This is a genomic window from Ectothiorhodospira shaposhnikovii (assembly GCF_016584105.1).
Classification (GTDB): domain Bacteria; phylum Pseudomonadota; class Gammaproteobacteria; order Ectothiorhodospirales; family Ectothiorhodospiraceae; genus Ectothiorhodospira; species Ectothiorhodospira shaposhnikovii.
Genome location: NZ_NRSM01000014.1, coordinates 36,852 through 60,749, shown reverse-complemented (window position 1 = coordinate 60,749; position 23,898 = coordinate 36,852). Strand labels below are relative to the sequence as shown.

Below are 23,898 nucleotides of genomic sequence, written 5' to 3'. Positions count from 1 at the left end.
CCTGCCGTCGCCGGTGAATCCAAATTTTCAAAGGAGTTGCGCCATGGGCAACGTGGTTGAAATCAAGGTTCCCGACATCGGTGACTTCAAGGACGTGGAAATCATCGAGGTACTGGTGGGGGAGGGGGATACGGTCAGGCCGGAAGACCCGCTGATCACCCTGGAATCGGACAAGGCCTCCATCGACATCCCGGCCCCCCGGGGGGGGACCGTGAAAGGCCTGAAGGTCAAGGTGGGAGACCGGGTTTCCCAGGGGGTGGCCATTCTGGATCTGGAACCGGCGGAGGAGGGTGAGGTATCTGCTGCTGGCAAGGCCGAGGAACGGCCGTCGCCGCAACAGGCACCCGCCCCAAGGCCTGATCAGGGTGAGGTCACGGAATCCCGGCCGACGCCCCCCCGGGAGAGCCCCCGCGGCGAAGCGGTGTCATCGTCCGGCACCCGATCTTCCCCCACCGCGGGGATGGTGGACGAGGCGGCCTTTCGCAAGGCCCTGGCCTCGCCGGGGGTGCGCCGGTTTGCCCGCGAACTGGGGGTGGATCTGGGCAGGGTGGAGGGCAAGGGCCGCAAGGGGCGCATCCTCAAGGAGGATGTGCAGGCCTTCGTCAAGCGGGCCCTGGCCGCGCCGGCGGCACTGCCCGGGCAGGCACCTGCCCCGGAGATCGACTTTTCCCGGTTCGGCCCGGTCAAGACCCAGGCCCTGACCCGCATCAACCGTCTCACCGGCGAGAACCTGCACCGCAACTGGGTGAACATCCCCCACGTCACCCAGTTCGACGAGGCGGACATCACTGAACTGGATGCCTTCCGCAAGTCCCTGGTGGCGGAATACAAGGACAAGGACGTGAAGATCACCTTCCTGGTGTTCCTGATGAAGGCCCTGGTCTCGGCCCTGAAGGAGCATCCCAGGGTCAATGCCTCGCTGGATGCCACCGGGGAAAATCTGATCCTGAAACAATATTTCCACCTGGGGATCGCCGTGGACACCCCGGACGGTCTGGTGGTCCCGGTGATCCGGGATGTGGACCGCAAGAGCCTGGTGGAACTGGCCAGGGAGATGGCCGAGGTCTCCGAGAAGGCCCGCAAGCACCGCCTCAAGCCTGACGACATGCAGGGTGGGTGTATCACCATCACCAGCCTGGGCGGGATCGGCGGTACCCAGTTCACGCCCATCGTCAACGCACCCGAAGTGGCGATCCTGGGGGTCTCCCGGGCCAGGATGCAGCCGGTCTGGGATGGCAAGGCCTTTGTGCCCAGGCTGATCCTCCCCTTGTCCCTGTCCTATGACCACCGGGTCATCGACGGTGCCCTGGGCGCCCGCTTCACCAGTTGTCTGAGCGGGTTGCTGTCGGACATGCGGCGCATGCTGCTGTAGCAGCGGCTCGCTCCCACGGGTATTCATGGGCAGTTTGAAACGGCATAAAGGAGTGTTGAATCCATGGCTCAGACACGCACCATCCAGGTCCCCGACATCGGCGACTTCAAGGATGTGGAAATCATCGACATCCTCGTCGCCCCGGGCGACGCCGTCAAACCCGAAGATCCACTCATCACCCTGGAGTCCGACAAGGCCTCCATCGACATTCCCGCCCCGATGGCGGGAGTCATCGGCACACTGCTGGTGAAAAAGGGCAACAAGGTCTCCCAGGGCACGGCCATCCTGGAACTGGAAACCGATGCCGCCGAATCCCCCCCACGGGAAGACACCACGGCGCCGGCCGCTGCCTCGTCGCGTCCCGAAACTCCGCCCGGCCGTCCCCGCCCGGCCCCCGAGCCGACCGATGACGCGGACATCCACTGCGGCCTGCTGGTGCTGGGCTCCGGCCCCGGGGGCTACACCGCCGCCTTTCGCGCCGCTGACCTGGGACTGGATGTGGTCATGGTGGAGCGGTATCCGCAGATCGGCGGCGTGTGTCTCAATGTGGGCTGCATTCCCTCCAAGGCCTTGCTCCATGCCGCCCAGGTGATTGAGGAAGCGGAAGCCTTTGCACGGCATGGTATCTCGTTCGGCAAGCCTGAAATTGATCTCCCCGCGCTGGCGGCCTACAAGGACGGCGTGGTGGGCAAGCTCACCGGCGGCCTGCGGCATCTGGCCGGACAGCGCAAGGTCAGGGTGGTGCAGGGTGTGGGGCGTTTCACCTCGCCCCATGTCCTGACCGTGGCCGGAGAGGAGGGCGAGCAGCGGATCCGTTTTGAACAGGCCGTCGTCGCCGTGGGTTCCCGACCCGTGCAGCTGCCGGGGTTTCCCTGGGATGATCCGCGGGTGATGGATTCCACCGGAGCCCTGAAGCTTCAGGACATCCCCGGCCGTCTGCTGGTGGTGGGTGGCGGTATCATCGGACTGGAGATGGCCTGCGTCTATGATGCCCTCGGTTCGAAGGTGACGGTCTGTGAACTGTCGAAGGATCTGATGCCCGGCGCCGACCGGGATCTGGTCAAGCCGCTGGAAAAACGGATCAGGGACCGTTACGAAAATATCTTCACCGGTACCCGGGTGGCGCGGGCCCAGGCCATGGCCGAGGGTATCCGGGTCTGGTTCGAGGGGGGCAATGCCCCGGAGCAGGATACCTTCGACCGGGTGCTGGTGGCGGTGGGGCGTCTGCCCAACGGCGGCCGGATCGACGCGGAAGCGGCGGGCATCCAGGTGGACGAACACGGCTTCATCAAGGTGGACCGGCAGATGCGGACCAACGTCGATCACATCTTCGCCATCGGCGACGTGGTGGGTGGCCCCATGCTGGCCCACAAGGCTACCCACGAAGCCAAGGTGGCCGCCGAGGTGGCGGCCGGGCAAAAGTCCCACTTCGATGCCCGGGCCATTCCCAGCGTGGCCTATACCCACCCGGAAGTGGCCTGGATGGGGCTGACCGAGACACAGGCCAAGGCGGATGGGGTCGAGTACACCAAGGCGGTTTTCCCCTGGGCGGCCAGTGGTCGTGCCATCAGCGTGGGGGGCGAGGCGGGTCTGACCAAGCTGTTGCTGGATGACCGGCAACGGGTGATCGGCGCCGGAATCGTCGGCCCCAATGCCGGGGAGCTGATCGCCGAGGCCCTGCTGGCACTGGAGATGGGGGCGGACGTGGAAGACCTGGGACTGACGGTGCATCCCCATCCCACCCTGTCGGAAACCCTCTGCTTCGCGGCGGAGGTGGCCCACGGTTCGGTCACCGATATCCTGCCACCGCGTCGGCGGTGATGAAGCAGACGGGGGAAGGCCTCAACTTCCCCCGTCTGCCGCCGATAAAACCAGGCATGAACACACGTTACGCCATTTTGCTGTTCTGTCTGCTGCCCGCCGGCCTCTGGGCCGCCGACTATGGTCCCCGCATGGAGCAGGCCCAGTGGGTCGTGAGCCAGGAGCCGGACCTGTGTGAACTGGTGCAGCCCATTCCCCGCTACGGCATTGCCCGTTTCCACGCCAGCCCGGGCCGCGCCCTGCGGTTTTACCTGGACCCGCGCATCCCGCTGAATGCGCCCGATGTGGCGCGTCTGTCCCTGCAGGCGCCCGACTGGCGCCATGATCTTCCTCCCCAGGACCTGGGGGCGGTGCCGGCCATGGCCGGGGATACCCTGCTTCGGTTGGGACGGGAGGAGGCACTGACCCTTTACTATGGCCTGGAAACCGGCCATGAGGTCCTTGTGCAACATCCGGACCCTGGTCCCGGTGCCCGGGATATCCGGGTGACCCTTTCGCCCTTGCGTTTTCGGGAGGTCCTGGCGGATTTTCGCGCCTGCCAGGGAGAGATCAGGCCCCTGGATTTCGAGATCCTGGACGACTGGCGCATCCACTTCGATTTCGACGAGGCCCGCATCCGTCCGGATCAGCATGCCGAGCTGCGTCGTGCCCTGGCGGTGCTCAGGGACAACCCGGCCAGCCGGGTGATCCTGGGGGGGCATGCGGATGAGCGCGGCACCGAGGCCTACAACGATGCCCTGTCCCTGCGGCGGGCACGCGCCGTTCAGGCCCATCTGCGCGCCCAGGGAATCGCCGCTCACCGGATCGAAACCCGTGCCTTCGGTGAGTCCTGGCCCCTGGACACGGCCGCCACGGAAGCGGCCTGGGCCCTCAATCGGCGGGTGGACATCTGGCTGACCCGGTAGGGACGCATTCTTTCCGATGGGCATCAGGGCGGTACCGGGATTACACTACGATCAACCTGTTGCGGAGCACCGATCAATGCCCATTCAGACCGCCGATGCCAGCACCGAACTGGACGCCCTGAACAGCATCGCCAGTCACATGAACGGATTCCTCTATCGCTGCCGTAACGATGACCAGTACACCATGCTGGTAGTTTCCGGGCGTGCCAGGGAACTCACCGGCTATGGCCAGGATGAGTTGCGGTACAACAAGGTGGTGTCCTACGCTTCTTTGATTCACCCTGAAGATTCGGCTGCCGTCGATGAGGCCATCGACAAGGCAGTGGCCGCCGGCGGCCAGTGGGATGTGGATTATCGCATTCGCCACCGTGACGGTGGTGTCCGCTGGGTCAATGAAAACGGCGGCCCTGTGCTCGATCAGGAAGGCAAGCTGCAGTATCTGGAAGGGGTGGTGACCGACATTCGCCGGCGCAAGGATGTGGAATCCGCGCGGCATGAACAGATTGCCGCCGTGAGCCGCTTGAGCAATTCCATCATCACCGAGTCCAACCAGATCCTGATCGTGCTAAAGGCCCTGCGCATGCTCAGCCTCAATGCCAGTATCGAGGCCGCGCGGGCGGGGGAGCACGGGCGCGGTTTTGCGGTGGTGGCCAAGGAGGTGAACCGTCTGGCGGATCAGACCGGGCTGTTTGCCGGCAACATCAGCAATCTGATGGCGGAGCTGGAACAGGAGCTCAAGCGCCGGATCTGACCATCGGTGGCGTCGTCCATTCCTTACCCGGCTCCAGTTTCGCTATACTTGCGCCCCTGTACCACTTACGTCTTTCCCAGGGGTTGCCTTACATGGCCAATGATGTGAAAAAGGTCGTCCTCGCCTATTCGGGCGGGCTGGATACGTCGGTCATCCTCAAGTGGCTTGAGGATACCTATGGCTGCGAGGTGGTGACCTTTACCGCCGACATCGGCCAGGGCGAAGAGCTGGAACCGGCCCGGGCCAAGGCCCAGGCCATGGGCGTGAAGGAGATCTACATTGACGACCTGCGCGAGGAGTTCGTGCGTGATTTCGTCTTCCCCATGTTCCGCGCCAATGCCCTCTACGAGGGGGAATACCTGCTGGGTACTTCCATCGCCCGCCCCCTGATCGCCAAGCGCCTGGTGGAGATCGCCAACGAGACCGGCGCCGATGCTGTCTCCCACGGCGCCACCGGCAAGGGTAATGACCAGGTGCGTTTCGAGCTGGGCGCCTATGCCCTCAAGCCCGGTATCCGCGTCATCGCCCCCTGGCGGGAATGGGATCTGAACTCCCGGGAAAAGCTGCTGGCCTATGCGGAGCAGCACGGCATTCCGGTGGAGATGAAGCGGGGCAAGAAATCCCCGTACTCCATGGATGCCAACCTGCTGCACATCTCCTACGAAGGCGGTCCCCTGGAAGATCCCTGGTTCGAGGCCGAGGAAGACATGTGGCGCTGGAGCGTCTCCCCCGAGGCCGCCCCGGACAAGCCGGAATACGTGGAGATCACCTATGAGAAGGGTGATCCGGTGGCCCTCAACGGCGAGTCCATGAGTCCCGCCACCCTGCTGGCCACCCTCAACCGGATCGGCGGTGCCCATGGCATCGGTCGCCTGGACCTGGTGGAAAACCGTTACGTGGGCATGAAGTCCCGCGGCTGCTATGAAACCCCCGGCGGCACCATCCTGCTCAGAGCCCACCGCGCCATCGAGTCCATCACCATGGACCGGGAAGCCGCTCACCTGAAGGATGAACTGATGCCCCGGTACGCCAGCCTGATCTACAACGGCTACTGGTGGAGTCCGGAGCGACGGATGATGCAGTCCCTGATCGACGCCTCCCAGGTGCATGTGAACGGCGTGGTGCGGATCAAGCTCTACAAGGGCAATGTGATTGTCGCCGGCCGCAAGTCCGAGTCCGACAGCCTGTTCGATGCCCACATCGCCACCTTCGAGGACGATGCCGGCGCCTATAATCAAAAGGATGCGGAAGGCTTCATCAAGCTCAACGCCCTGCGCATGCGCATCGCCGCCCAGCGCGGACGGTAGGGGAAAGGAAGTGCCCCTCTCCCCTCGGGGGGAGGGGGTGGGGTGAGGGGAGAAATACCCCCACATATTCACCGTTGACACAGGTATCTCCCATGAAGCCGTCCAAGCCCCTTCCCCCGCTCTGGTTGCTGCTGATTGTCCTGCTTCTGCCCGCCTGTGCCACCGTCCCCCCGGAATCCCGTGATCCCCGGGACCCCTGGGAGGGCTACAACCGGGCCATGTTCCAGTTCAATGACGCGGTGGACTCCGCCGTCATCAAGCCCGTGGCCGAGGGGTATGAGCGTCATGTCCCGCAGCCGGTGCAGACCGGTGTCACCAACTTCTTTTCCAACCTGCGGGATGTGGTCAACATGGCCAACAACACCCTGCAGTTCAAGTTCCATGATGCGGCCTCGGATCTGACGCGCATCATCATGAACACCAGTTTTGGCGTGTTCGGGCTGTTTGACGTGGCCAGTCCCATGGGGCTGGAAAAGAGCAATGAGGACTTCGGGCAGACCCTGGGTCGCTGGGGGGTGTCTTCAGGCCCCTATCTGGTGCTGCCCCTCCTGGGGCCGAGCACCCTGAGGGATGCCCCGGCCCGGGTGGTGGACGGGATGACGCACCCGCTGTACTACTATGATGAAACCGCTATCCGCAATACCCTGCTGGTGGTGGACATCATCGACATCCGGGCAGGTTTCCTGCCCACGGAGCGTGCCCTGGAAGAGGTTGCCACTGATCGCTACATGGCCTTGCGTAATGCCTTTCTGCAGCGGCGGGAATATCTGGTACGCGATGGTGCCCCCGGCGAAGATCAGTACGACCTGCTGCGGGAACTGGAAGACTGGGACGACGACTTCTGATACGTCATCTTGCCCTGGAGGCATGATCCGAGGCCGGCAGTGCATGGATGCCCCGGCGCAGGGCCTTGTCCGCCTCCCGTATATCCCGCATGTAACTGAGTTGCACCAGCCATTCGTCCAGACCGCCGAAAAGTCGCTCCATCAGCCGATGCCAGCGACCACGTGCCCGCCACTCCCGCAGGGTCCATTCCCGGGCCTGGGTCAGATCCTCCGCAAACAGCCCGGCCAGCTCCGCCACGGTGTAAGGGGCGGTCACCACCTGATTGGCCTCCAGGTTCCAGTGCAGGGTCCAGTGATCCAGGTTGCTGGAGCCCACGCTGCCCCAGTCGTCACAGATCACATACTTGGCGTGCAGGCAGCGGGGCTGGTATTCGAAGATCCGGACCCCCGCCCGCAGCAGCCGTCCGTAGAAGCGCCGTCCCGCATGCCTGACCGCCGGCTGGTCCGTCTTCGGCCCCGGCAGCAGCAGCCGGACGTCCACCCCGTTGCGGGCGGCCCGGGCCAGCAATCGACGCAGCCTCAGGGTGGGCACGAAATAGGCCGTGGTGATCCACACCCGCCGCCGTGATTTCTTGATGGCGGCGAGCACCGAGCCCATCACCGCGCGCCCCCCTAGAATGCTGTTGCCCACCATCCGGCCATCGGCCGGGCCGCGATCACTGGCCGGTGCGGCAGGCAATGTCAGGGGGGTGGCATGCCAGCGGGCCCAGGTCCTGGCGAACAGCTGCTCCCAATCCCACACGCAGGGTCCCCGGATCTCCAGCATGACCTCGTGCCAGGCATGATCGCCGGCAAAACGCGGATCAAAATCATCGGTCAGCCCGGCACCCCCCACGAAGGCCACCCGGCCATCCACCACCAGCAGTTTGCGATGGTTCCGGAACAGGGACAGGTGGAGCCGCTTCAGGCCCAGCGGGTTATACATGCCGACCTTCACGCCATGGGCCAGCAGACGCCCCCGATCGCCGCCGGAGAGGGCCAGGCTGCCGAAATCGTCCAGCAGCACGTAAACCTCCACCCCGCGGGTCGCGGCCAGGCACAGGGCGTCGATGAATCGGGTGGTCAGCGCCCCGGAGCTGCACAGGTACATCTCCAGCAGCACCCGTTTCCGGGCCGATTCGATGGCGTCCACCATGGCGGGGAAGAAATCATCGCCATCGACCCTGAGCCGATAGCGGTGAGGCCCCCGGGCCGGGGGCGAGCGACGTGTCTTGAACGGCCTGTCCATGTCGGGTTCTGCTGTGTGCCGGGAGGGACATGATATCCTTGCACGAATTTCACGCGACCGTCAGCGAATCATCGTGACGTCATACAAGGGCCGTGCATGTACGCGTTGATCAAACCCTTTATCCAGTTGACCTTGATGCAGAAAGGACCAGAGGACCTGCCGGCCTCGGCCCTGCTGCTTTGGCTGTGCGTCATCGCCTATCTGCTGGTGGGCCTGATCGTGGCCCTGCCGTTCTATCCCTTCCAGCTGGCCATTCTGCAGACCGGCATGGAGCTGGCCCTGCTGGCGGGTTACACCGCCCTGCTGTTGTCCTGGCGAGGGGTGCGGTCCCGGTTCACCCAGACCTTGAGCGCCTTGCTGGGCGTCGGGGTGATCCTTGGGCTTTTGATGCTGCCTCTGGTCTACAACCTGCGCGGGGCCGATACCCCCACCGAGATCCCGGTCTACATCACCGTGGGCTATCTGGTACTTCTGGGCTGGTTGCTGACCACCTACGGCAATATCCTGCGCAGCGCCCTGGGCCTGCGGACCGTGGCCGGTGGTGTGGGGTTGGCAGTGTTGTACCTGATGGTGGCGGCCATTGCCGGTGAAATGCTCTATACGGCGATCATGCCATGAGCCACGTGCATATCCTGGGTATCTGCGGCACCTTCATGGCCGGTGTGGCCCTGCTGGCCAGGGCCGCCGGACATCGTGTGACCGGTTCTGACCAGCAGGTCTACCCGCCCATGAGCACGCTGCTGGCGGCCCAGGGCATCCCGGTCAGCGAGGGTTACGATCCCGCTCACCTGGATCCGGTGCCGGACGTGGTGGTGGTCGGTAACGTGATGACTCGGGGCAATCCGGCGGTGGAGTATGTGCTCAATCGCGGCATTCCCTATGCCTCCGGCCCCCAGTGGCTGGCGGAGCACGTGCTCAAGGATCGCTGGGTGCTGGCGGTGGCCGGGACCCACGGCAAGACCACCACCGCCAGCCTGCTGGCCTGGATACTGGAGGATGCGGGACTGTCCCCGGGGTTTCTCATCGGCGGTGTGCCGGATAATTTCCAGGTGTCGGCCCGACTGGGGGAGACGCCCTTCTTCGTGGTGGAGGCCGACGAGTATGACACTGCCTTCTTCGACAAGCGTTCCAAGTTTGTCCATTACCATCCCAGAACCCTGATCCTGAACAATCTGGAATACGATCACGCCGACATCTTTCCGGATCTGGCCGCCATCGAGCGGCAGTTCCATCATCTGGTGCGCACGGTGCCGGGGGAGGGGCGCATTGTGTGCCAGGGGCATGATGCCGCGCTCTCAAGGGTATTGGCCATGGGATGCTGGACGCCGGTGGAGTGCTTCGGAACCGATGGCGGGATGGACTGGCGGGGAGAGGCCCTGAGCCCCGACGGCAGCCATTTTCGTCTCCATCACCGGGATACTCCGGTGGGCGAGGCCCGCTGGTCCATGCCCGGGCATCACAACATGAGCAATGCGGTGGCGGCCCTGGCGGCGGCCAGGCATGTGGGGGTGCCGGTCGAGGCCGGTCTGTCGGCGCTGTCCCGCTTTGCCGGGGTCAAGCGGCGGCTGCAGGTGCGGGGCACGGCGGGCGGGGTGACGGTCCATGACGATTTCGCCCACCATCCCACCGCCATCGCCGCCACCCTTGAGGCCCTGCGCGGCCGGGTGGGGGAGGCCCGTATCCTGGCGGTGCTGGAACCCCGCTCCAACACCATGCGCATGGGTGTCCATCGGCAGACCCTGGCGAGCTCGCTGGCCGGGGCGGATCAGGTGTTCCTGTTCGCGCCGCCGGATCTGGGCTGGGACGTGGCGGCGGTGACCGGTGAACTGGCGGGGCGGGGAGAGTCCGCGCCGACCCTGGATGGCCTGCTGGCGCGTCTGATGGCCAGTGCCCGGCCCGGCGATCATGTGCTGGTCATGAGCAACGGGGGGTTCGGCGGGCTGCATGAACGACTGCTGGAGGCGCTGGCCGGACAGTAGCCCTGTTTCCGTTGTTACACTATCGCCGCCAACCCAACCGGAATCCGTGATTCATGATCTCCAAGGAAGAATTCGTCGCTCACCAAGAAGATTTCGCCGCCTTCGTGGCCACGATCCATCGCTTTGCCACCCTGCTGTTCATCGTCAGTTTCATCGGCTACGGGGCGGCCGCCTGGGTCTGGTTCCAGGGTGCCACCTGGACGGCACTGATCGTGGCCACCCTGTCCTATCTGTTCTTCCGCCAGTTCCGGCGTCTGTCCCTGAACATGGCCCGCATCCAGTACACCATGCAGCCCCGTTATCATCCCATGCTGCTGCTGGTGGACAGGATGCTGGAAGATCACAAGCCCGCCGTGGTGGTGGGGCAGCTGGAGTCTCTGCTGAAAAAGCAGGAAGAGACGCCCTCTAGTCCGGAATCCTGATCGCCTCGCCGAGCTTTTGGCTCAGGACCCGGTTCAGGGTGTCCAGCAGCCCTTCTCCGGTGCGGTCATTCACCCAGCCTGTACCGCCGGTGTCCTGGTTGAAATGGGCCGGGCCTTCCGGTGAGGCCAGCCATAGCTGGCGCACCGGCTCCTGCCGGTTGATGATCAGCTTGCTGCCGTCATTAAACTCCATCTTCAGTACCCCGTCCACCAGATCCATGTCCAGATCCGCCAGCGCGTCCACTTCACTCATGCGCTCCATCAGGGACTCCAGGGCCTGTTCCGCCTGCACGGCAAAGGAGACTGGGTTCATGGCAAGATTCCTCGGAAGAGATGGAAAGCCCGGACGGTATTGGATTGTCGGGCCAATAGCAAATCCTCCGGAACCGCCGGGCAGGGCATGCTCCCTTCGCGCCCGTGGTCCTGATTGGATTCCCGCTTTCGCGGGAATGACGGTAATGATGCTCCCTTCGTGCCTGTGAGCCTGATCCCGATGCAGGCGTCCTGCGCGCATTTTGATAGACTTGCGCGCTGATTCAGCAATACGGAGAAGATCATGCCTTCATTCGACGTGGTGTCCGAAGTGGACATGCAGGAACTGCGCAACGCCGTCGACCAGACCAAGCGCGAAGTGGAGAACCGCTACGACTTCAAGGGCAGCCCCGCCGATGTGGAGCAGAGCGAGGCCGAACTCACCCTGTTTGGCGCTTCCGAATTCCAGGTGGACCAGGTGATGGACATCCTTACCCAGAAGCTGGCCAAGCGGGGCATCGACGTGGGTTGCCTGGAGTCCGGCAAGCTGGAAGAGGGGGGCGGCAAGGCTCGCCGCGTGGTCACCATCCGGCAGGGCATCGACCAGGATCTGGCCAGGAAGATCATCCGTCTGGTCAAGGACAGCAAGCTCAAGGTGCAGGCCTCGATCCAGGGTGACAAGGTCCGCATCACCGGCAAGAAGCGGGATGATCTGCAGGAGGCCATTGCCCTGTTGCGCAAGGCCGAACTGGATCTGCCCCTGCAGTACAACAATTTCAGGGACTAAAGCTGCTGTTCCATGCTGCCGTCCACATCCATGCCGGGAACCCAGCCCTGGGCCTTGGCGCGGGCAATGGCCTCGTCATGGATGCGGGTATGCCGTTCCCGCAGGTCCGGCGGCAGGCGGCTGACCAGCAGACCGTGTTGATCCCAGGCGGCGGCCACCTCGTCATGAAGCATCTGGATCCGGGCCGGCGTCCATCCCTGGCAGGTTTCCGTTTCGGGGATCAGGCCGAACACCCAGGCATCCTTGATGATGCCGCCGATGGGTGTCATGCCGCCGTGAAGGTCGTTGTGGATGCCGACATAGGCTTGTCTGGAAGGGGCGTTCATTGCATGTTTCCGGATGATTGTGAGATTCCCCATTATTCCCGGATGGATCGTTCATGACCACTGAAGAATCGGATGTTCGCGTCTACTACCGGGTCATTCTCAAGGTCATGGCCCTGCTGGGGATACTGGCGTTGTTCTCTGCCATGATCTCCGGTTTTTTAAGCGAGCCGCGCACCCGTCATGTCCTGACCAAGTCCGTTGACATCACGTCGCTGGCACCGGGTGAGATGCTGGAGGTGGAATGGAGCGGGCGCCCGGTGGTGGTGCTTCGTCGCAGCGAGGCCATGGCGGCGGCGGATGCGGCGTTTGCTGAAGGTCTTTATGATCCGGGTTCCCGGTTCAGTCAGCAGCCCCGTGCCTATCGCAACGCCCACCGTTCCGCGGCGCCGGACGTTTTCGTGGCCTTTGCCATCGGCACGGATCTGGGTTGCCGTCTGGATGGTGTGCCGCCGGAGACAGCGGCGGAGCAGGGATGGGGAGGTGGTTTCGTCGACCGCTGCAGGGGAGGGCGTTACGACTTCGCCGGGCGGGTCCATGACGGCCAGACTGCCCGGCGCAACCTGGAAGTGCCGGATTATCGACTGCACCCGGACGGCCGGGTGATCCTGGGCGAAGCACCTGAAATGACTGCAGAGGAAGGCTTTTGACTTTGGCGGACGGGGCGGATTCTGTGAACGGTCTTTCCATCGCCCACGACACCCCGGACACCCGGGAGCGGGCCGAACACCTGGCCCGGCAGTTGGGCTTGCCCCTGAGGGAATCGGAGCACCACCAGGACACGCAGGTCCTGGTGGTCACCCCTGAACGCCTGGAATTGCGCCAGACCGGACCGGGTGCGCCGGGACCGGTCTATGTGGATTTTGCCGGTGGGCGCCTGGGGTATCGCGGTCGCCAGTCCAGCCCCCGTAACGAGCCGCTGGCCCGTGCCGCCGGACTCAAGAAGGGACATCGTCCCGAGGTGGTGGATGCCACCGCCGGCCTGGGCCGGGATGCCTTCATCCTGGCCGGCCTGGGCTGTCGGGTCATCCTGCTGGAACGTCACCCCGTCATCGCCGCTCTCCTGGCCGATGGTCTGGCCCGTGCCGCCGGCGTGGCCGCGCTGGCACCGATCGTCGAACGCATGACCCTGATTCCCGGGGATGCCGTTCAATGGCTGAGCAGGCATCGGACCGACGTGGTCTGTCTGGACCCCATGTACCCCCATCGGGACAAGCAGGCCCTGGTCAAAAAGGAGATGCGGGTGTTTCGAACCCTGGTAGGGGATGACGGGGACGCCGCCGCGCTGCTGGAGGCCGCCCTGGGGGCGGCCCGGGAGCGGGTGGTGGTCAAGCGACCGTCGCGGGGCGAGCACCTGGGAGGACGGGCGCCCAGCCATAGCCTGCCGGGAAGCAGCACCCGCTTTGATATCCATCTCTCCGCGCAGGCCTGACTGGAGAGGGTGCATCGCCATCGGGATGGGTGAGGGTTAGCGCATCAGTCGTTCCTCGAACACCTTCACCTGGGCATCCTGCCACAGACCGTCCACGTAATCCTGCAATGACTTGCGGGTCAGGATCTGTTCCAGCTGATCCTGCACGTCTTCAAAGGCCGGTGGCTCGTTTTCCCGGGAGCCTTCCCGCAGGATGACGTGCCAGCCGAATTCCGTTTCCACCGGTTCATGGGTGAACTGACCATCTTCCAGGGCCAGAACCGCATCAGAGAAATCCGGAACCATCATGTCCTGGCTGAACCAGCCCAGGTCTCCGCCGGCAGCGGCGGAACCGTCCCCCGAATGCTCCCGGGCCAGGGCCGCAAACTCTTCCCCTGCCTCGATGCGCTGGATCAGGGCGACGGCTTCTTCTTCCGTAGACACCAGGATGTGGCGCGCCCTGAACTCACGGATGTCCATGTCCTCCACCTGACGGTCATATTCGGCGCGCAGATCCGCCTCGGTGAAGCGCAGGTTCTGCAGATACCGTTCCACCTGGGCGTTGATCAGCAGATTGGTCCGCATGCGTTCCATCTGGCGCATGACCTCGGGCTCCCTGTCCAGGCCGGCCTTTACCGCCGCCTGTCGCAGCAACTCCATGTTGATCAGTTCATTCAGGGCCATTTCCGGGGGTTGCATGCCGCCATGATGGCCGGACATGCGGCTCAGGGACATGAAATCTGCCAGGTCACTGTCATGGATGGGAGTGTCATTGACCATGGCTACCGGTTCGCCACGTCCGGCGTCCACTTCTGACTGAGGTTCGCTGGAGCAGGCGAGCATCGTGAAGGAAAGGGCGGCCGCCAGGGGGATCAGCTTGAAAGGGTGCATCGGGCGTGAAGTCCTTGTTGAAATGATCGGGTTTCGAGGCAGGGGATCAGGGGAACACTTGCTTGAACGGTTTGACGATCACCTGGGCGTAGACGCCGGCCGCCACATAGGGATCCGTATCGGCCCAGGCCTTGGCGGCATCCAGGGAATCGAACTCGGCAACCACCAGGCTGCCGGTGAATCCGGCCGGGCCGGGGTCTTCCGTATCCAGGGCCGGGTGTGGCCCGGCCAGCACCAGGCGTCCCGCATCCTGCAGGGCCTGCAGGCGTTCCAGGTGGGCGGGGCGGGCGCCGCGGCGCTTGTCCAGGCTGTCTTCCACATCCTGGCTGATGATGGCGTAGAGCATCAATGGGACTCCCTGGTTGATGGGTAATGGCGCTTAGGGTAGCGCATGGCAGGGGGGACGGCACAGCGTCTGGGTCACCAAATTCGGTTGTGGTGTTGCTTTAGCGGGAATGACGGTGGGCGGTGAGAGGGGATAGCGGTGGTGAGGAGGGGCAGCAAAGGGCGGCTGTTTCAGAACTTCCAAGATGATTCGGGCACAAGCCCGCAGGTCTGATAAAATCACCCTCCTGATACCGAATAACCGGGAACTGCCATGAGCCGTGTGATCGAGATCCATCCGGTGGACCCTCAGCCCCGCCTGATCCAGCAGGTGGCGGAGGTGGTGCAGGACGGCGGGGTCATCGTCTACCCCACGGACTCCTGCTACGCCCTGGGCTGCGCCATCGGCAACAAGTCCGGCATGGAACGCATTCGCCGCATCCGCCAGCTGGACGAGCAGTACCACCTCACCCTGGTGTGTCGCGACCTGTCCGAGATCGCCACCTATGCCAAAGTGGGCAACACTTCCTACCGCCTGCTCAAGAGCCTCACCCCCGGTCCCTACGCCTTCCTGCTCAAGGCCACCCATGAGGTGCCCCGGCGTCTGCAGCACCCCAAGCGCAAGAGCGTCGGCCTGCGGGTGCCGGACCATCCCATCACCCAGGCCATGCTCAAGTCCCTGGGCCAGCCACTCATGAGCAGCAGTCTGGAGATGCCCGGTGATGATCTGCCGTTGACCGATATCTATGACATCCAGGATCGCCTGGGCAGTCAGGTGGACCTGATCATCGATGGCGGTCCCTGCGGCCTGGAACCCACCACCGTGATCGATATGGAAAGCGATGTCCCCCGGCTTGTGCGTCGGGGCAAGGGTGAAGTACCCCAAGGGGTGGAGGAGTGACGCCGGTTCAGGTGCGGAGGACGGGCTGATGGAAGGCATTCTGCAGATCATCGCCATCTGGGCCTTGCCGGTGCTGTTTGCCATCACCCTGCATGAAGCTTCCCACGGCTGGATGGCCAAGCAGCTGGGAGATCCCACCGCCAAGATGCTGGGTCGTCTTACCGCCAACCCCATCAAGCACATCGATCCGGTGGGGACCATCGCCGTGCCCATCGGCCTTCTGATTTTCACCGCCCTGACGCCGGCACCCCCCTTCGTATTCGGCTGGGCCAAGCCGGTGCCGGTGAATACCCGGAATCTGCGCAATCCCCAGCGGGACATGGCCATCGTGGCTGCCGCCGGTCCCACCGCCAACCTGCTCATGGCCCTGTTCTGGGCGCTGATGATCAAGATCGGCCTGATGCTGCAGGGGACCTTCGACTGGGCGGCGGTGCCCCTGATCTACATGGGCATGGCGGGAATCACCATCAACATCCTGCTGATGGTACTGAATCTGCTGCCCATCCCACCCCTGGATGGGGGGCGGGTGGTGGCCGGTTTCCTGCCGGCCCGGATCGCCGCCCGCTACGAGCGTCTGGAGCCGTACGGCCTGGTGATCGTTCTGGGTCTGTTGCTCACGGGCGTGCTGTGGGCGATCCTCCTTCCTGTCTTCGGGTTCATCGTGGGTCTGATCCAGACCCTGTTTGCACTGCCGTCCTGGCGCATGTAACCACCTTAAGTCATCACTTTTCTCATTCCATCGAGTACACACCCAAGGAGTCCACTTGAGTTCCCTGCCTGCACAAAACCAGCGCGTCCTGTCCGGCATGCGTCCGACGGGCCGACTGCATCTGGGTCATTATCACGGCGTCCTCAAGAACTGGGTCGAATTGCAGCATTCCTATGAATGCCTGTTCTTCGTGGCCGACTGGCACGCCCTCACCACCCATTATGAAGATCCCGGCATCCTCGGCGAGAGCGTATGGGACATGGTGGTGGACTGGCTGGCGGCGGGCGTGAGCCCGGGTTCGGCGCGCATCTTCATCCAGTCACGGGTGCCGGAACATGCCGAGCTGCATCTTTTGCTGTCCATGATCACGCCCCTGGGCTGGCTGGAGCGGGTGCCCACCTACAAGGACCAGCAGGAGAGGCTCAAGGAAAGGGATCTGGCCACCTACGGCTTTTTGGGCTACCCGCTGCTGCAGAGCGCGGACATCCTCATCTACAAGGCGGGGCTGGTGCCGGTGGGCGAGGACCAGGTGGCCCACCTGGAAATCACCCGCGAGGTGGCTCGCCGCTTCAATCATCTCTACGGGCGTGAACCCGGATTCGAGGAAAAGGCCGAGGCGGCCGCCGACAAGATGGGCAAGAAGAACGCCCGCATGTACCGGGATCTGCGCCGCCGCTACCAGGAACAGGGTGAGGACGAGGCCCTGAATGTGGCCCGTGCCCTGCTGGAAAGCCAGCAGAACATCTCTCTGGGGGACCGGGAGCGTCTGTTCGGCTATCTGGAAGGCAGCGGCCGCATCATCCTGCCCGAACCCCACCCCATGCTCACCAAGGCCTCCAAGATGCCGGGCCTGGACGGCCAGAAGATGTCCAAGTCCTACGGCAACACCGTCTCCCTGCGGGATGAGCCGGCGGAGGTGGAAAAGAAGATCCGCACCATGCCCACGGACCCGGCCCGGGTGCGTCGTACCGATCCGGGCAATCCGGACAAGTGCCCGGTCTGGTCCCTGCACCAGATCTACACCGGCGAGGATGTCCATCAGTGGGTGCAGGAGGGCTGTCGTAGCGCCGGTATCGGCTGTGTGGAATGCAAGCAGCCGGTGGTGGATGGGGTACTTGATGAGCTGCGGCCCATGCAGGCCCGTGCTCGGGAATACGAGTCCGATCCGAATCTGGTCCGGTCCGTGGTGGCGGAAGGCTGCGAGGCCGCCCGCGACATCGCCCGGGACACCCTGGACGAGGTCCGGCGCAGTATGGGACTGGCCTACCGATGAGCACCGAACCCGCGGCCCTGTCACCGGCGCCGGACGGTGCCGGGCGGGCCGGGGGGGCGCCGCTGGCCATCGTCCGCGGAGAACCGCTGACCCTGGTGCCCAGGGATCTCTACATCCCGCCGGATGCCCTGGAGGTCTTTCTGGAGACCTTCGAGGGGCCGCTGGATCTGCTCCTTTACCTGATCAAGCGCCAGAACCTGGATATTCTGGACATCCCTATCGCCGAGATCACCCGTCAGTACATGGGGTATATCGAGCTGATGCAGGAGATGCGTCTGGAACTGGCGGCGGAGTATCTGGTGATGGCGGCCATGCTGGCGGAGATCAAGTCCCGCATGCTGCTACCCCGGTCCGCGGCGGTGGAGGACGAGGACGATCCCCGGGCCGAACTGGTGCGGCGGCTGCAGGAATACGAACAGTTCAGGCAGGCGGCGCAGGACCTGGATGACCTGCCCAGGCTGGAGCGGGATATCTTCCCGGCCACCCTGGAGCCGCCGCCGCTCACGGGTGAGCGACCACTGCCGGAGGTGGGGCTGGATGAGTTGTTGCTGGCCCTGCGGGAGGTGCTGCAGCGAGCGGACATGTTCACCCACCATCAGATCCAGCGGGAGCCCCTGTCGGTGCGCGAGCGCATGTCCCGGGTACTGGAGGCCCTGGGGCAAGGGCCGGTGCCGTTTGCGGCCCTGTTCACCCTGGAGGAGGGCCGACGGGGGGTGGTGGTCACCTTCCTGGCGGTGCTGGAGCTGCTCAAGGCCCATCTGGTGGAGCTGGCGCAGGCGGAACTGTTTGCCCCCATCTACCTGAGCGCGGCAAGACGCGCCGATGTTGCCCATGACACCTGAACTGCTCTGTCGCATTCTGGAAGGCGCCCTTCTGGCCGCTGATCGCCCCCTTTCCCTGGAACAGATGGAACGGCTGTTCGAGGACGCCGAGCGGCCTTCCCGGGCCGAACTGCGCAAGGCCCTGGATGCCCTGGCCCAGGCCTGTGACGACCGGGGCTACGAGTTGCGCCAGGTGGGCAGCGGCTACCGTTTCCAGGTGCGCGAGGCCCTCTCGCCCTGGATTTCCCGCCTGTGGGAGGAACGGCCGCCGCGCTATTCCCGCGCCCTGCTGGAGACCCTGGCCCTGATTGCCTACCGACAACCCATCACCCGGGCGGAGATCGAGGCGGTGCGTGGGGTGACCGTGAGTACCCAGATCATCAAGACCCTGACGGAGCGGGAGTGGGTGCGGGTGGTGGGACACAAGGAGGTGCCGGGGCGTCCGGCCCTGTACGGGACCACGCCCCGGTTCCTGGACTATTTCAATCTGTCGTCCCTGGATGATCTGCCCAGCCTGATGGAGTTGAAGGATCTGGGGATGGATCCCGAGCCGGTGCGGTCCCGGGCGGAAACGAACCGGTAATCTGGGGACTATTGCTCCTTGAGTCGGGGCATCAGCATCACCAGATTGCAGGGCCGGGTCCGGTGGTCAAGCTGGGACTGGATCAGCCGGGTCCAGGCGGTGCGGCAGGCCCCGGAAGAGCCGGGCAGGCAGAACACATAGGTGCCGTTGGCCACCCCCGCCAGCGCCCGGGACTGCAGGGCGGAGGTGCCGATTTCCTCGTGGGAGAGCATCCGGAACAGCTCGCCGAACCCCTCGATTTCCTTGTCCAGCAGGGGTGCCACCGCCTCCGGTGTGCCGTCCCGACCGGTGATGCCGGTGCCACCGGTGGTGAGAACCACCTGAATCTCCGGGTCGGCAATCCAGGCCGAGACCACGGCCCTGATCTGGTAGATGTCGTCCGCCACCCGTTGCCGGTCGGCCGCCCGATGCCCTGCCTGGGTCAGCCCGTCCACCAGTGCCTGCCCGGAGGTATCCTCCGCCAGGGTGCGTGAATCGGAGACCGTCAGTACGGCGATGTCCAGTGGAATGAAGTGGCGGGTGTCGCTCATGGGGAATCGTCCTGTGGCGGAAAGGGGGGGCGGATCAGTACACTACCGGTTTGACAGCGATGGATAACACATCATGACCGAACGTCTCCACAAATTGCTGGCCCAGGCGGGTCTGGGTTCACGTCGAGAGGTGGAGCGCTGGATCGCCCAGGGCCTGGTGACCGTCAACGGCAAGGTGGCCCAGCTGGGGGATCAGGCCAGCCCGGAAGACCAGATCGCCGTGCGCGGACGCCCCGTCTCCGTGGAGGTCCCGGCACAGCGCGTGGTGGTCTATCACAAGCCGGAAGGGGAAGTGACCACCCGCTCCGACCCCGAAGGCCGACCCACCGTGTTCGAACATCTGCCCCGGCTGCGCCAGGGCCGCTGGGTGAGCATCGGCCGGCTGGATCTCAACACTTCCGGATTGTTGCTGTTCACCACCGACGGCGAGCTGGCCAACCGGCTCATGCATCCTTCCACCGAGGTGGAGCGGGAATACGCCGTGCGGGTGCTGGGCGCGGTGGAACCGGCGGTGATCCAGCGGCTGCTGGCCGGCGTGGAACTGGAGGACGGTCCGGCCCGTTTTGACGATATTCGGGAGGCGGGGGGCACCGGTGCCAATCACTGGTACCACGTGACCCTCAAGGAGGGCCGCAACCGGGAGGTGAGGCGCCTGTGGGAATCCCAGGGCATCACCGTCAGTCGCCTGATCCGGGTGCGCTACGGCTGCATCCAGCTGGGGACCGGACTGCGTCTGGGCCGCTGGCGGGAGCTGGAGTCCCAGGAGATGAAGGCGCTGTACCAGCAGGCGGGCCTGTCCTGGAAGCCGCCCCGCAAGGCACGCGTCATCCGCCCCCCCAAGACCCGGCGTGCCCCCCGGCGGTGAACCCGGCGCGTCTTCGTCTCACCCTGGAACGCCTGTCGGCCCATCACGGGCCGATGCACTGGTGGCCAGGGGAGACGCCCTTCGAGGTGATGGTGGGGGCCATCCTGACCCAGAATACCGCCTGGACCAACGTGGAGCGGGCCATCGTCAACCTGAAGGCAGCCGAAGTGCTGGATCCGGAAAGCCTGGCGGCCCTGCCGCGCAATGATCTTGCCGGTCTGATCCGGCCTTCCGGATATTTCAACGTCAAGGCGGGGCGGCTGCAGGCCTTTTGCCACTGGTATCTGGAGCAGGGCGGGGAGACCGCCTTGCGGGGCTGGTCCACCGAGGCCCTGCGCCGGGGATTGCTGTCGGTGAAGGGGGTGGGGCCGGAGACGGCGGACGACATCCTGCTGTATGCCTTCGAGCGGCCGGTGTTCGTGGTGGATGCCTATACCCGGCGTCTGTTTGCCCGCCTGGAACTGGCCGGGGGAGATGAGCCCTATGAGGTGCTCAGGACCGGGGTCGAGGCGGTGCTGGGGGAGGATGTCCCGGCCCTGAACGAGTTCCATGCCCTGATCGTCGCCCACGGCAAGACCCTCTGCCGCCCCCGGCCCCGCTGCGAAGGCTGTCCCTTGCAGTCGATGTGTCAGGCCAGCTTGAGGTTCTGCCCGGTGGTCTGACCGGCATCCGGCCCCAGCAGATAGAGATACGGCCCGATGACCTCTTCAGGGGTGGCCAGTGTGGTGGGGTCTTCCCCCGGATACTGCTCCGCCCGCAACTGGCTGCGGATTGGGCCGGTGTCCACGCCGTTGACCCGCATCTTGCGATCTCCCTGATATTCCTTGGACAGGATGTCCATCAGGCCCTTCAGGCCCGCCTTGGCCACCCCGAATCCCCCCCAGTAGGCCTTCTGGCAGTCGTGGGTGGAGAACACCACGGACGGATCGGGGGACTGCTCCAGCAGCGGCAGCACCGCATGGGTGAGCAGGAAGGGGGCATGCAGGTTCACTGTCATGACCCTGGCCCACAGTTCCAGGTCATAGTGCTTGAGCGGCGTCAGATATCCCACGAAGGCGGCATTATGGACCAGGCCGTCCAGGCGGCCGAATTCGTTGCCCACGTTCTCCGCCAGATCCTGGTAATCCTTGGCGGTGGCGCCTTCCAGGTTCATGGGGTAGATGGCCGGCTGGGGGCCGCCGGCGGTCTCGATCTCGTCGTAGACCTTTTCCAGTGATTTGATCACCTTGTCCAGCAGGATCACGGTGGCGCCATGGGCGGCACAGGCCAGGGACAGGACGCGGCCGATGCTGCCCGTGGATCCGGTCACCAGGATGACCCGGTCCTTGAGCAGGTCCGGGGCTGGAGCATAGGTGAGCAGTTGTTGCGGGATCATGAGCATTCCGTGGTTGGATCGTTCGAATGAAGCAGTGATTCGGCGCATTCTAGCCCACTGATGACCGCGCCTTCGAGGGTGGCCGGCAGACCGTTGGCCGTGTAGTCGCCCGCCAGCCAGAGGCCGGCTTCGGCGGTGCGGTTGCCCGGGCGCAGCCGGTCGCAGCCCACCTCGGCCTTGAAGGTGGCCTGCTTTTCCCGGATCACCCAGCTCTGCAGTGGGGCTGGCCAGGCAGGGAAGAGCATGTGCAGTTCCGCCTGAATCTGGGTTGCCAGGGCCTGGTTGTCCAGGTCCATGTGCGGGCCGGAGGCCGAGATGACCACCGCCATGACCCCGGGCTGACCGGTGAAGCGCCGATCAAAGACCCATTGCCCGGTGGTGCCCAGCATGCCGTGGAATGGTGTGCTCAGGCGGGTTTCCTCCGGATAGCGCAGGTAGACGGTGCAAATGGGTTCGCAGGCCAGGGCGTCAAGATTGGCGGCCGTTTCCGTCAGGGCGGGAAAACCGGCCAGCAGCCGGGCGGTGATGCCATGGGGTGTGGCCAGGATCACCTGTCGGGCCCGGTATTCATCCCCTTCCCGCAGTTGCAGGCGGAAACCGTCGCCGTCGCGGTCCACGGACTGGACCCGGGCACCGGTGATCACCGATCCCCCCAGGGATTCCACGTAATGGCGGGCCGGTTCCGGCAGGGCCTCGCCCAGGCTGACCCTGGGGATCAGCAGGTCCGCATGGCTGCGGTGACCGGAGAATGCTCCCCTGAGCACGGCGGTGAACAGTCGGGCCGAGGCCTCGGCGGGATGGGTGTTGAGGGTGGCCAGGCACAGGGGGATCCAGAGCTGCCGGATCAGGGTGTCGGGCTGCCGGTGTTCATGCAGCAGTCGGGATACCGGGATGTCTTCCGCGCCGTTCCAGCGCATCAGTCGCGCGAGGCCCGGCAGGGCCTGCAGGCGGTCCCTGCCGGGCATGCCGCGGGCAGTGAGCAGTCCGGCCAGCAGATGGAAGGGGGCCGGCAGGAACAGGCTGGAGATGGACAGATCCGGTACGCCCGATTCCCGCATGTTCAGATCCAGGGGCAGGCGCAGGAAGATACGGGATTCCGGCAGCCCCATGGTCTCGATCATCCGCAGGACATGGGTATAGGCACCCAGCAGCAGATGCTGGCCGTTATCCAGCGGGACATCGTCCAGGTCCACCTGACGGGCCCGGCCCCCCAGGGCCCGGGCGGCTTCCAGTACCGTGACCTGTCTGCCCGCCTGGGCCAGTCGTACCGCCGCGCTCAGCCCGGCCCAGCCGGCACCCACGATGCAGACGTCGGTATCAGGGGGGGTCATTGTTGTGCAACCTTCCGGTGACGGCGTTTTTCCTGGCGGGCGATCCGCCACGCGATCCAGAATTTTCTCAGGGGGGTGAGCCGGACCCGCTGTTCCAGCACCCGGTAGCCATCGGCGGCGATCTCGTCCAGCAGGGTGCGATAGATGGCCGCCATGATGATGCCCGGGCGCTGGGCGTAGCGGTCGGATTCCGCCAGATGCTCGAAGGCCCGTCGGTAATATTCCCTGGCGCGGTCCGCCTGAAAGGCGAACAGGGCCTGGAGGTGTTCCGAGGTCTGGGGTCTTTGCAGGTCCACCGGCTGCACATCGAACCGCTTGAGTTCATCCAGGGGGATATAGATGCGGCCTCGTCGGGCGTCTTCCAGTACATCCCGCAGTATGTTGGTGAGCTGAAAGGCCATGCCCAGGTCGTGGGCGTAGCGGGCGGTCCGGCGGTCCTCGTAGCCGAAAATCTCCGCCGACATCAGACCCACCACGGAAGCCACCCGATAACAGTAGAGGGAGAGTTCCGTGAAGCTGGGATAGGCATCATAGTCCAGGTCCATCTGCATGCCGTCGATGATTTCCCGGAAGTGTTCCTCCGGCAGGTTGAAGCGTTCCAGAAAGGGCTGCAGGGCCTGGCAGACCGGGTGGGTGGGGCTGCCCTGGAAGGTTCGACTGACTTCTTCCCGCCACCAGTCCAGCTTGGCACGGGCCACGGCCGGGTCATGGCATTCGTCCACCACATCATCCACCTCCCGGCAGAAGGCATAGAGGGCCGTGATGGCCCGGCGCCGTTCCGGGGGCAGGAACAGGAAGCTGTAATAAAAGCTGGAGCCGCTGCCTGCGGCCTTTTCCTGACAGTACTGGTCGGGGGTCATGGGGCCTTGATTCTGGTTGTCGCCAGGGCCTT

At 64.7% G+C, this 23,898-nt stretch carries 28 protein-coding genes; 19 read left to right on the top strand and 9 right to left on the bottom strand.

The genetic code is table 11. The features are described 5' to 3' along the window. Positions 1-43: 43 nt before the first annotated feature. The 6 genes from aceF to CKO35_RS09615 all read left to right on the top strand — a co-directional run bounded on the left by aceF (position 44) and on the right by CKO35_RS09615 (position 7,001). Positions 44-1,372, top strand: a complete 1,329-nt coding sequence (aceF, locus tag CKO35_RS09640) for a dihydrolipoyllysine-residue acetyltransferase (RefSeq protein WP_200175244.1) — start codon at positions 44-46, stop codon at positions 1,370-1,372. 63 nt (positions 1,373-1,435) lie between these two features. Beyond that, on the top strand, positions 1,436-3,193 hold the full coding sequence (lpdA, locus tag CKO35_RS09635) for a dihydrolipoyl dehydrogenase (protein ID WP_200175243.1): 1,758 nt from the start codon (positions 1,436-1,438) through the stop codon (positions 3,191-3,193). 56 nt (positions 3,194-3,249) lie between these two features. Beyond that, the gene (locus CKO35_RS09630) at positions 3,250-4,098 is read left to right on the top strand and encodes an OmpA family protein (protein ID WP_200175241.1); all 849 of its coding nucleotides are present in this window, start codon (positions 3,250-3,252) and stop codon (positions 4,096-4,098) included. 76 nt (positions 4,099-4,174) lie between these two features. Continuing rightward, positions 4,175-4,849, top strand: coding sequence for a methyl-accepting chemotaxis protein (locus tag CKO35_RS18210; protein ID WP_200175240.1), 675 nt, complete (start codon positions 4,175-4,177; stop codon positions 4,847-4,849). Positions 4,850-4,941: 92 nt separating this feature from the next. Next, positions 4,942-6,156 (top strand): argininosuccinate synthase, encoded by a 1,215-nt coding sequence (locus CKO35_RS09620; protein ID WP_200175233.1) that lies wholly within the window; start codon positions 4,942-4,944, stop codon positions 6,154-6,156. Between the two features lie 92 nt (positions 6,157-6,248). Further along, complete coding sequence (locus tag CKO35_RS09615) at positions 6,249-7,001, top strand: MlaA family lipoprotein (RefSeq protein ID WP_200175231.1); 753 nt, start codon at positions 6,249-6,251, stop codon at positions 6,999-7,001. A 4-nt stretch (positions 7,002-7,005) separates the two neighbouring features. Here the strand turns inward: CKO35_RS09615 and CKO35_RS09610 are convergent, their stop codons facing one another. Then, positions 7,006-8,229 (bottom strand): phospholipase D-like domain-containing protein, encoded by a 1,224-nt coding sequence (locus CKO35_RS09610; protein WP_200175230.1) that lies wholly within the window; start codon positions 8,227-8,229, stop codon positions 7,006-7,008. A 135-nt stretch (positions 8,230-8,364) separates the two neighbouring features. Between CKO35_RS09610 and CKO35_RS09605 the strand changes: the two genes are divergently transcribed. The 3 genes from CKO35_RS09605 to CKO35_RS09595 are packed head-to-tail and all read left to right on the top strand — an operon-like array spanning position 8,365 to position 10,630. Then, entirely contained in the window at positions 8,365-8,847 is a 483-nt protein-coding gene (locus CKO35_RS09605; RefSeq protein ID WP_242467122.1) for a hypothetical protein, read from the top strand. Continuing rightward, positions 8,844-10,208: a UDP-N-acetylmuramate:L-alanyl-gamma-D-glutamyl-meso-diaminopimelate ligase gene (mpl, locus tag CKO35_RS09600; RefSeq protein ID WP_200175226.1), complete on the top strand. Its 1,365-nt coding sequence runs from the start codon at positions 8,844-8,846 to the stop codon at positions 10,206-10,208. The genes CKO35_RS09605 and mpl overlap by 4 nt, the downstream gene beginning before the upstream one ends. A gap of 53 nt (positions 10,209-10,261) precedes the next feature. After that, positions 10,262-10,630 (top strand): hypothetical protein, encoded by a 369-nt coding sequence (locus CKO35_RS09595; RefSeq protein WP_200175224.1) that lies wholly within the window; start codon positions 10,262-10,264, stop codon positions 10,628-10,630. On the opposite strand, the gene cyaY is transcribed toward CKO35_RS09595, so the two are convergent. After that, on the bottom strand, positions 10,614-10,943 hold the full coding sequence (cyaY, locus tag CKO35_RS09590; RefSeq protein WP_200175222.1) for an iron donor protein CyaY: 330 nt from the start codon (positions 10,941-10,943) through the stop codon (positions 10,614-10,616). The genes CKO35_RS09595 and cyaY overlap by 17 nt on opposite strands. 243 nt (positions 10,944-11,186) lie before the next feature. Between cyaY and CKO35_RS09585 the strand changes: the two genes are divergently transcribed. Beyond that, entirely contained in the window at positions 11,187-11,669 is a 483-nt protein-coding gene (locus tag CKO35_RS09585; RefSeq protein WP_200175214.1) for a YajQ family cyclic di-GMP-binding protein, read from the top strand. On the opposite strand, the gene CKO35_RS09580 is transcribed toward CKO35_RS09585, so the two are convergent. Beyond that, a complete protein-coding gene (locus CKO35_RS09580) occupies positions 11,666-11,995 on the bottom strand; it encodes a hypothetical protein (RefSeq protein ID WP_200175212.1) in 330 nt (109 codons plus the stop codon). The genes CKO35_RS09585 and CKO35_RS09580 overlap by 4 nt on opposite strands. Positions 11,996-12,048: 53 nt before the next feature. Here CKO35_RS09580 and CKO35_RS09575 point away from each other — a divergent pair, with 53 nt between their 5' ends. Both CKO35_RS09575 and CKO35_RS09570 read left to right on the top strand, forming a co-directional pair. Then, positions 12,049-12,642 (top strand): Rieske (2Fe-2S) protein, encoded by a 594-nt coding sequence (locus CKO35_RS09575; protein WP_200175210.1) that lies wholly within the window; start codon positions 12,049-12,051, stop codon positions 12,640-12,642. Between the two features lie 23 nt (positions 12,643-12,665). Beyond that, positions 12,666-13,424, top strand: coding sequence for a class I SAM-dependent methyltransferase (locus tag CKO35_RS09570; RefSeq protein ID WP_200175208.1), 759 nt, complete (start codon positions 12,666-12,668; stop codon positions 13,422-13,424). A gap of 36 nt (positions 13,425-13,460) precedes the next feature. On the opposite strand, the gene CKO35_RS09565 is transcribed toward CKO35_RS09570, so the two are convergent. Both CKO35_RS09565 and CKO35_RS09560 read right to left on the bottom strand, forming a co-directional pair. Further along, entirely contained in the window at positions 13,461-14,294 is an 834-nt protein-coding gene (locus tag CKO35_RS09565; RefSeq protein ID WP_200175206.1) for a peptidylprolyl isomerase, read from the bottom strand. A 46-nt stretch (positions 14,295-14,340) separates the two neighbouring features. Next, the gene (locus tag CKO35_RS09560; protein WP_200175204.1) at positions 14,341-14,640 is read right to left on the bottom strand and encodes a YciI family protein; all 300 of its coding nucleotides are present in this window, start codon (positions 14,638-14,640) and stop codon (positions 14,341-14,343) included. 252 nt (positions 14,641-14,892) lie between these two features. Between CKO35_RS09560 and CKO35_RS09555 the strand changes: the two genes are divergently transcribed. The 5 genes from CKO35_RS09555 to scpB are packed head-to-tail and all read left to right on the top strand — an operon-like array spanning position 14,893 to position 18,905. After that, entirely contained in the window at positions 14,893-15,519 is a 627-nt protein-coding gene (locus CKO35_RS09555) for an L-threonylcarbamoyladenylate synthase (protein WP_200175198.1), read from the top strand. 28 nt (positions 15,520-15,547) lie between these two features. Next, the gene (locus CKO35_RS09550; protein WP_200175190.1) at positions 15,548-16,228 is read left to right on the top strand and encodes a site-2 protease family protein; all 681 of its coding nucleotides are present in this window, start codon (positions 15,548-15,550) and stop codon (positions 16,226-16,228) included. Between the two features lie 55 nt (positions 16,229-16,283). After that, positions 16,284-17,501: a tryptophan--tRNA ligase gene (locus tag CKO35_RS09545; protein WP_200175188.1), complete on the top strand. Its 1,218-nt coding sequence runs from the start codon at positions 16,284-16,286 to the stop codon at positions 17,499-17,501. Further along, on the top strand, positions 17,498-18,343 hold the full coding sequence (locus tag CKO35_RS09540; protein WP_200175186.1) for a segregation and condensation protein A: 846 nt from the start codon (positions 17,498-17,500) through the stop codon (positions 18,341-18,343). The genes CKO35_RS09545 and CKO35_RS09540 overlap by 4 nt, the downstream gene beginning before the upstream one ends. Further along, positions 18,333-18,905 carry an SMC-Scp complex subunit ScpB gene (gene scpB / locus CKO35_RS09535; protein ID WP_242467121.1) on the top strand — a complete coding sequence of 191 codons (573 nt, stop codon included), beginning with the start codon at positions 18,333-18,335 and terminating at the stop codon, positions 18,903-18,905. The genes CKO35_RS09540 and scpB overlap by 11 nt, the downstream gene beginning before the upstream one ends. Positions 18,906-18,913: 8 nt before the next feature. Here the strand turns inward: scpB and moaB are convergent, their stop codons facing one another. Continuing rightward, entirely contained in the window at positions 18,914-19,435 is a 522-nt protein-coding gene (gene moaB / locus CKO35_RS09530; RefSeq protein WP_200175177.1) for a molybdenum cofactor biosynthesis protein B, read from the bottom strand. A 73-nt stretch (positions 19,436-19,508) separates the two neighbouring features. Here moaB and rluB point away from each other — a divergent pair, with 73 nt between their 5' ends. After that, a complete protein-coding gene (rluB, locus tag CKO35_RS09525) occupies positions 19,509-20,300 on the top strand; it encodes a 23S rRNA pseudouridine(2605) synthase RluB (RefSeq protein WP_200175169.1) in 792 nt (263 codons plus the stop codon). Between the two features lie 53 nt (positions 20,301-20,353). Then, positions 20,354-20,962: an endonuclease III domain-containing protein gene (locus CKO35_RS09520; RefSeq protein ID WP_200175334.1), complete on the top strand. Its 609-nt coding sequence runs from the start codon at positions 20,354-20,356 to the stop codon at positions 20,960-20,962. Here CKO35_RS09520 and CKO35_RS09515 read toward each other — a convergent pair. Genes CKO35_RS09515 through hpnD form a run of 3 tightly spaced genes read right to left on the bottom strand, consistent with a single transcriptional unit; the run spans position 20,929 to position 23,866 of the window. Then, positions 20,929-21,675: an SDR family oxidoreductase gene (locus tag CKO35_RS09515; protein WP_200175167.1), complete on the bottom strand. Its 747-nt coding sequence runs from the start codon at positions 21,673-21,675 to the stop codon at positions 20,929-20,931. The two genes, CKO35_RS09520 and CKO35_RS09515, sit on opposite strands and share 34 nt — an antisense overlap. Further along, positions 21,672-23,006, bottom strand: a complete 1,335-nt coding sequence (gene hpnE, locus CKO35_RS09510; protein ID WP_200175165.1) for a hydroxysqualene dehydroxylase HpnE — start codon at positions 23,004-23,006, stop codon at positions 21,672-21,674. The genes CKO35_RS09515 and hpnE overlap by 4 nt, the downstream gene beginning before the upstream one ends. Further along, complete coding sequence (gene hpnD, locus CKO35_RS09505) at positions 23,003-23,866, bottom strand: presqualene diphosphate synthase HpnD (RefSeq protein ID WP_200175159.1); 864 nt, start codon at positions 23,864-23,866, stop codon at positions 23,003-23,005. Before hpnD ends, hpnE begins: the two co-directional genes overlap by 4 nt. Positions 23,867-23,898: the final 32 nt, after the last annotated feature.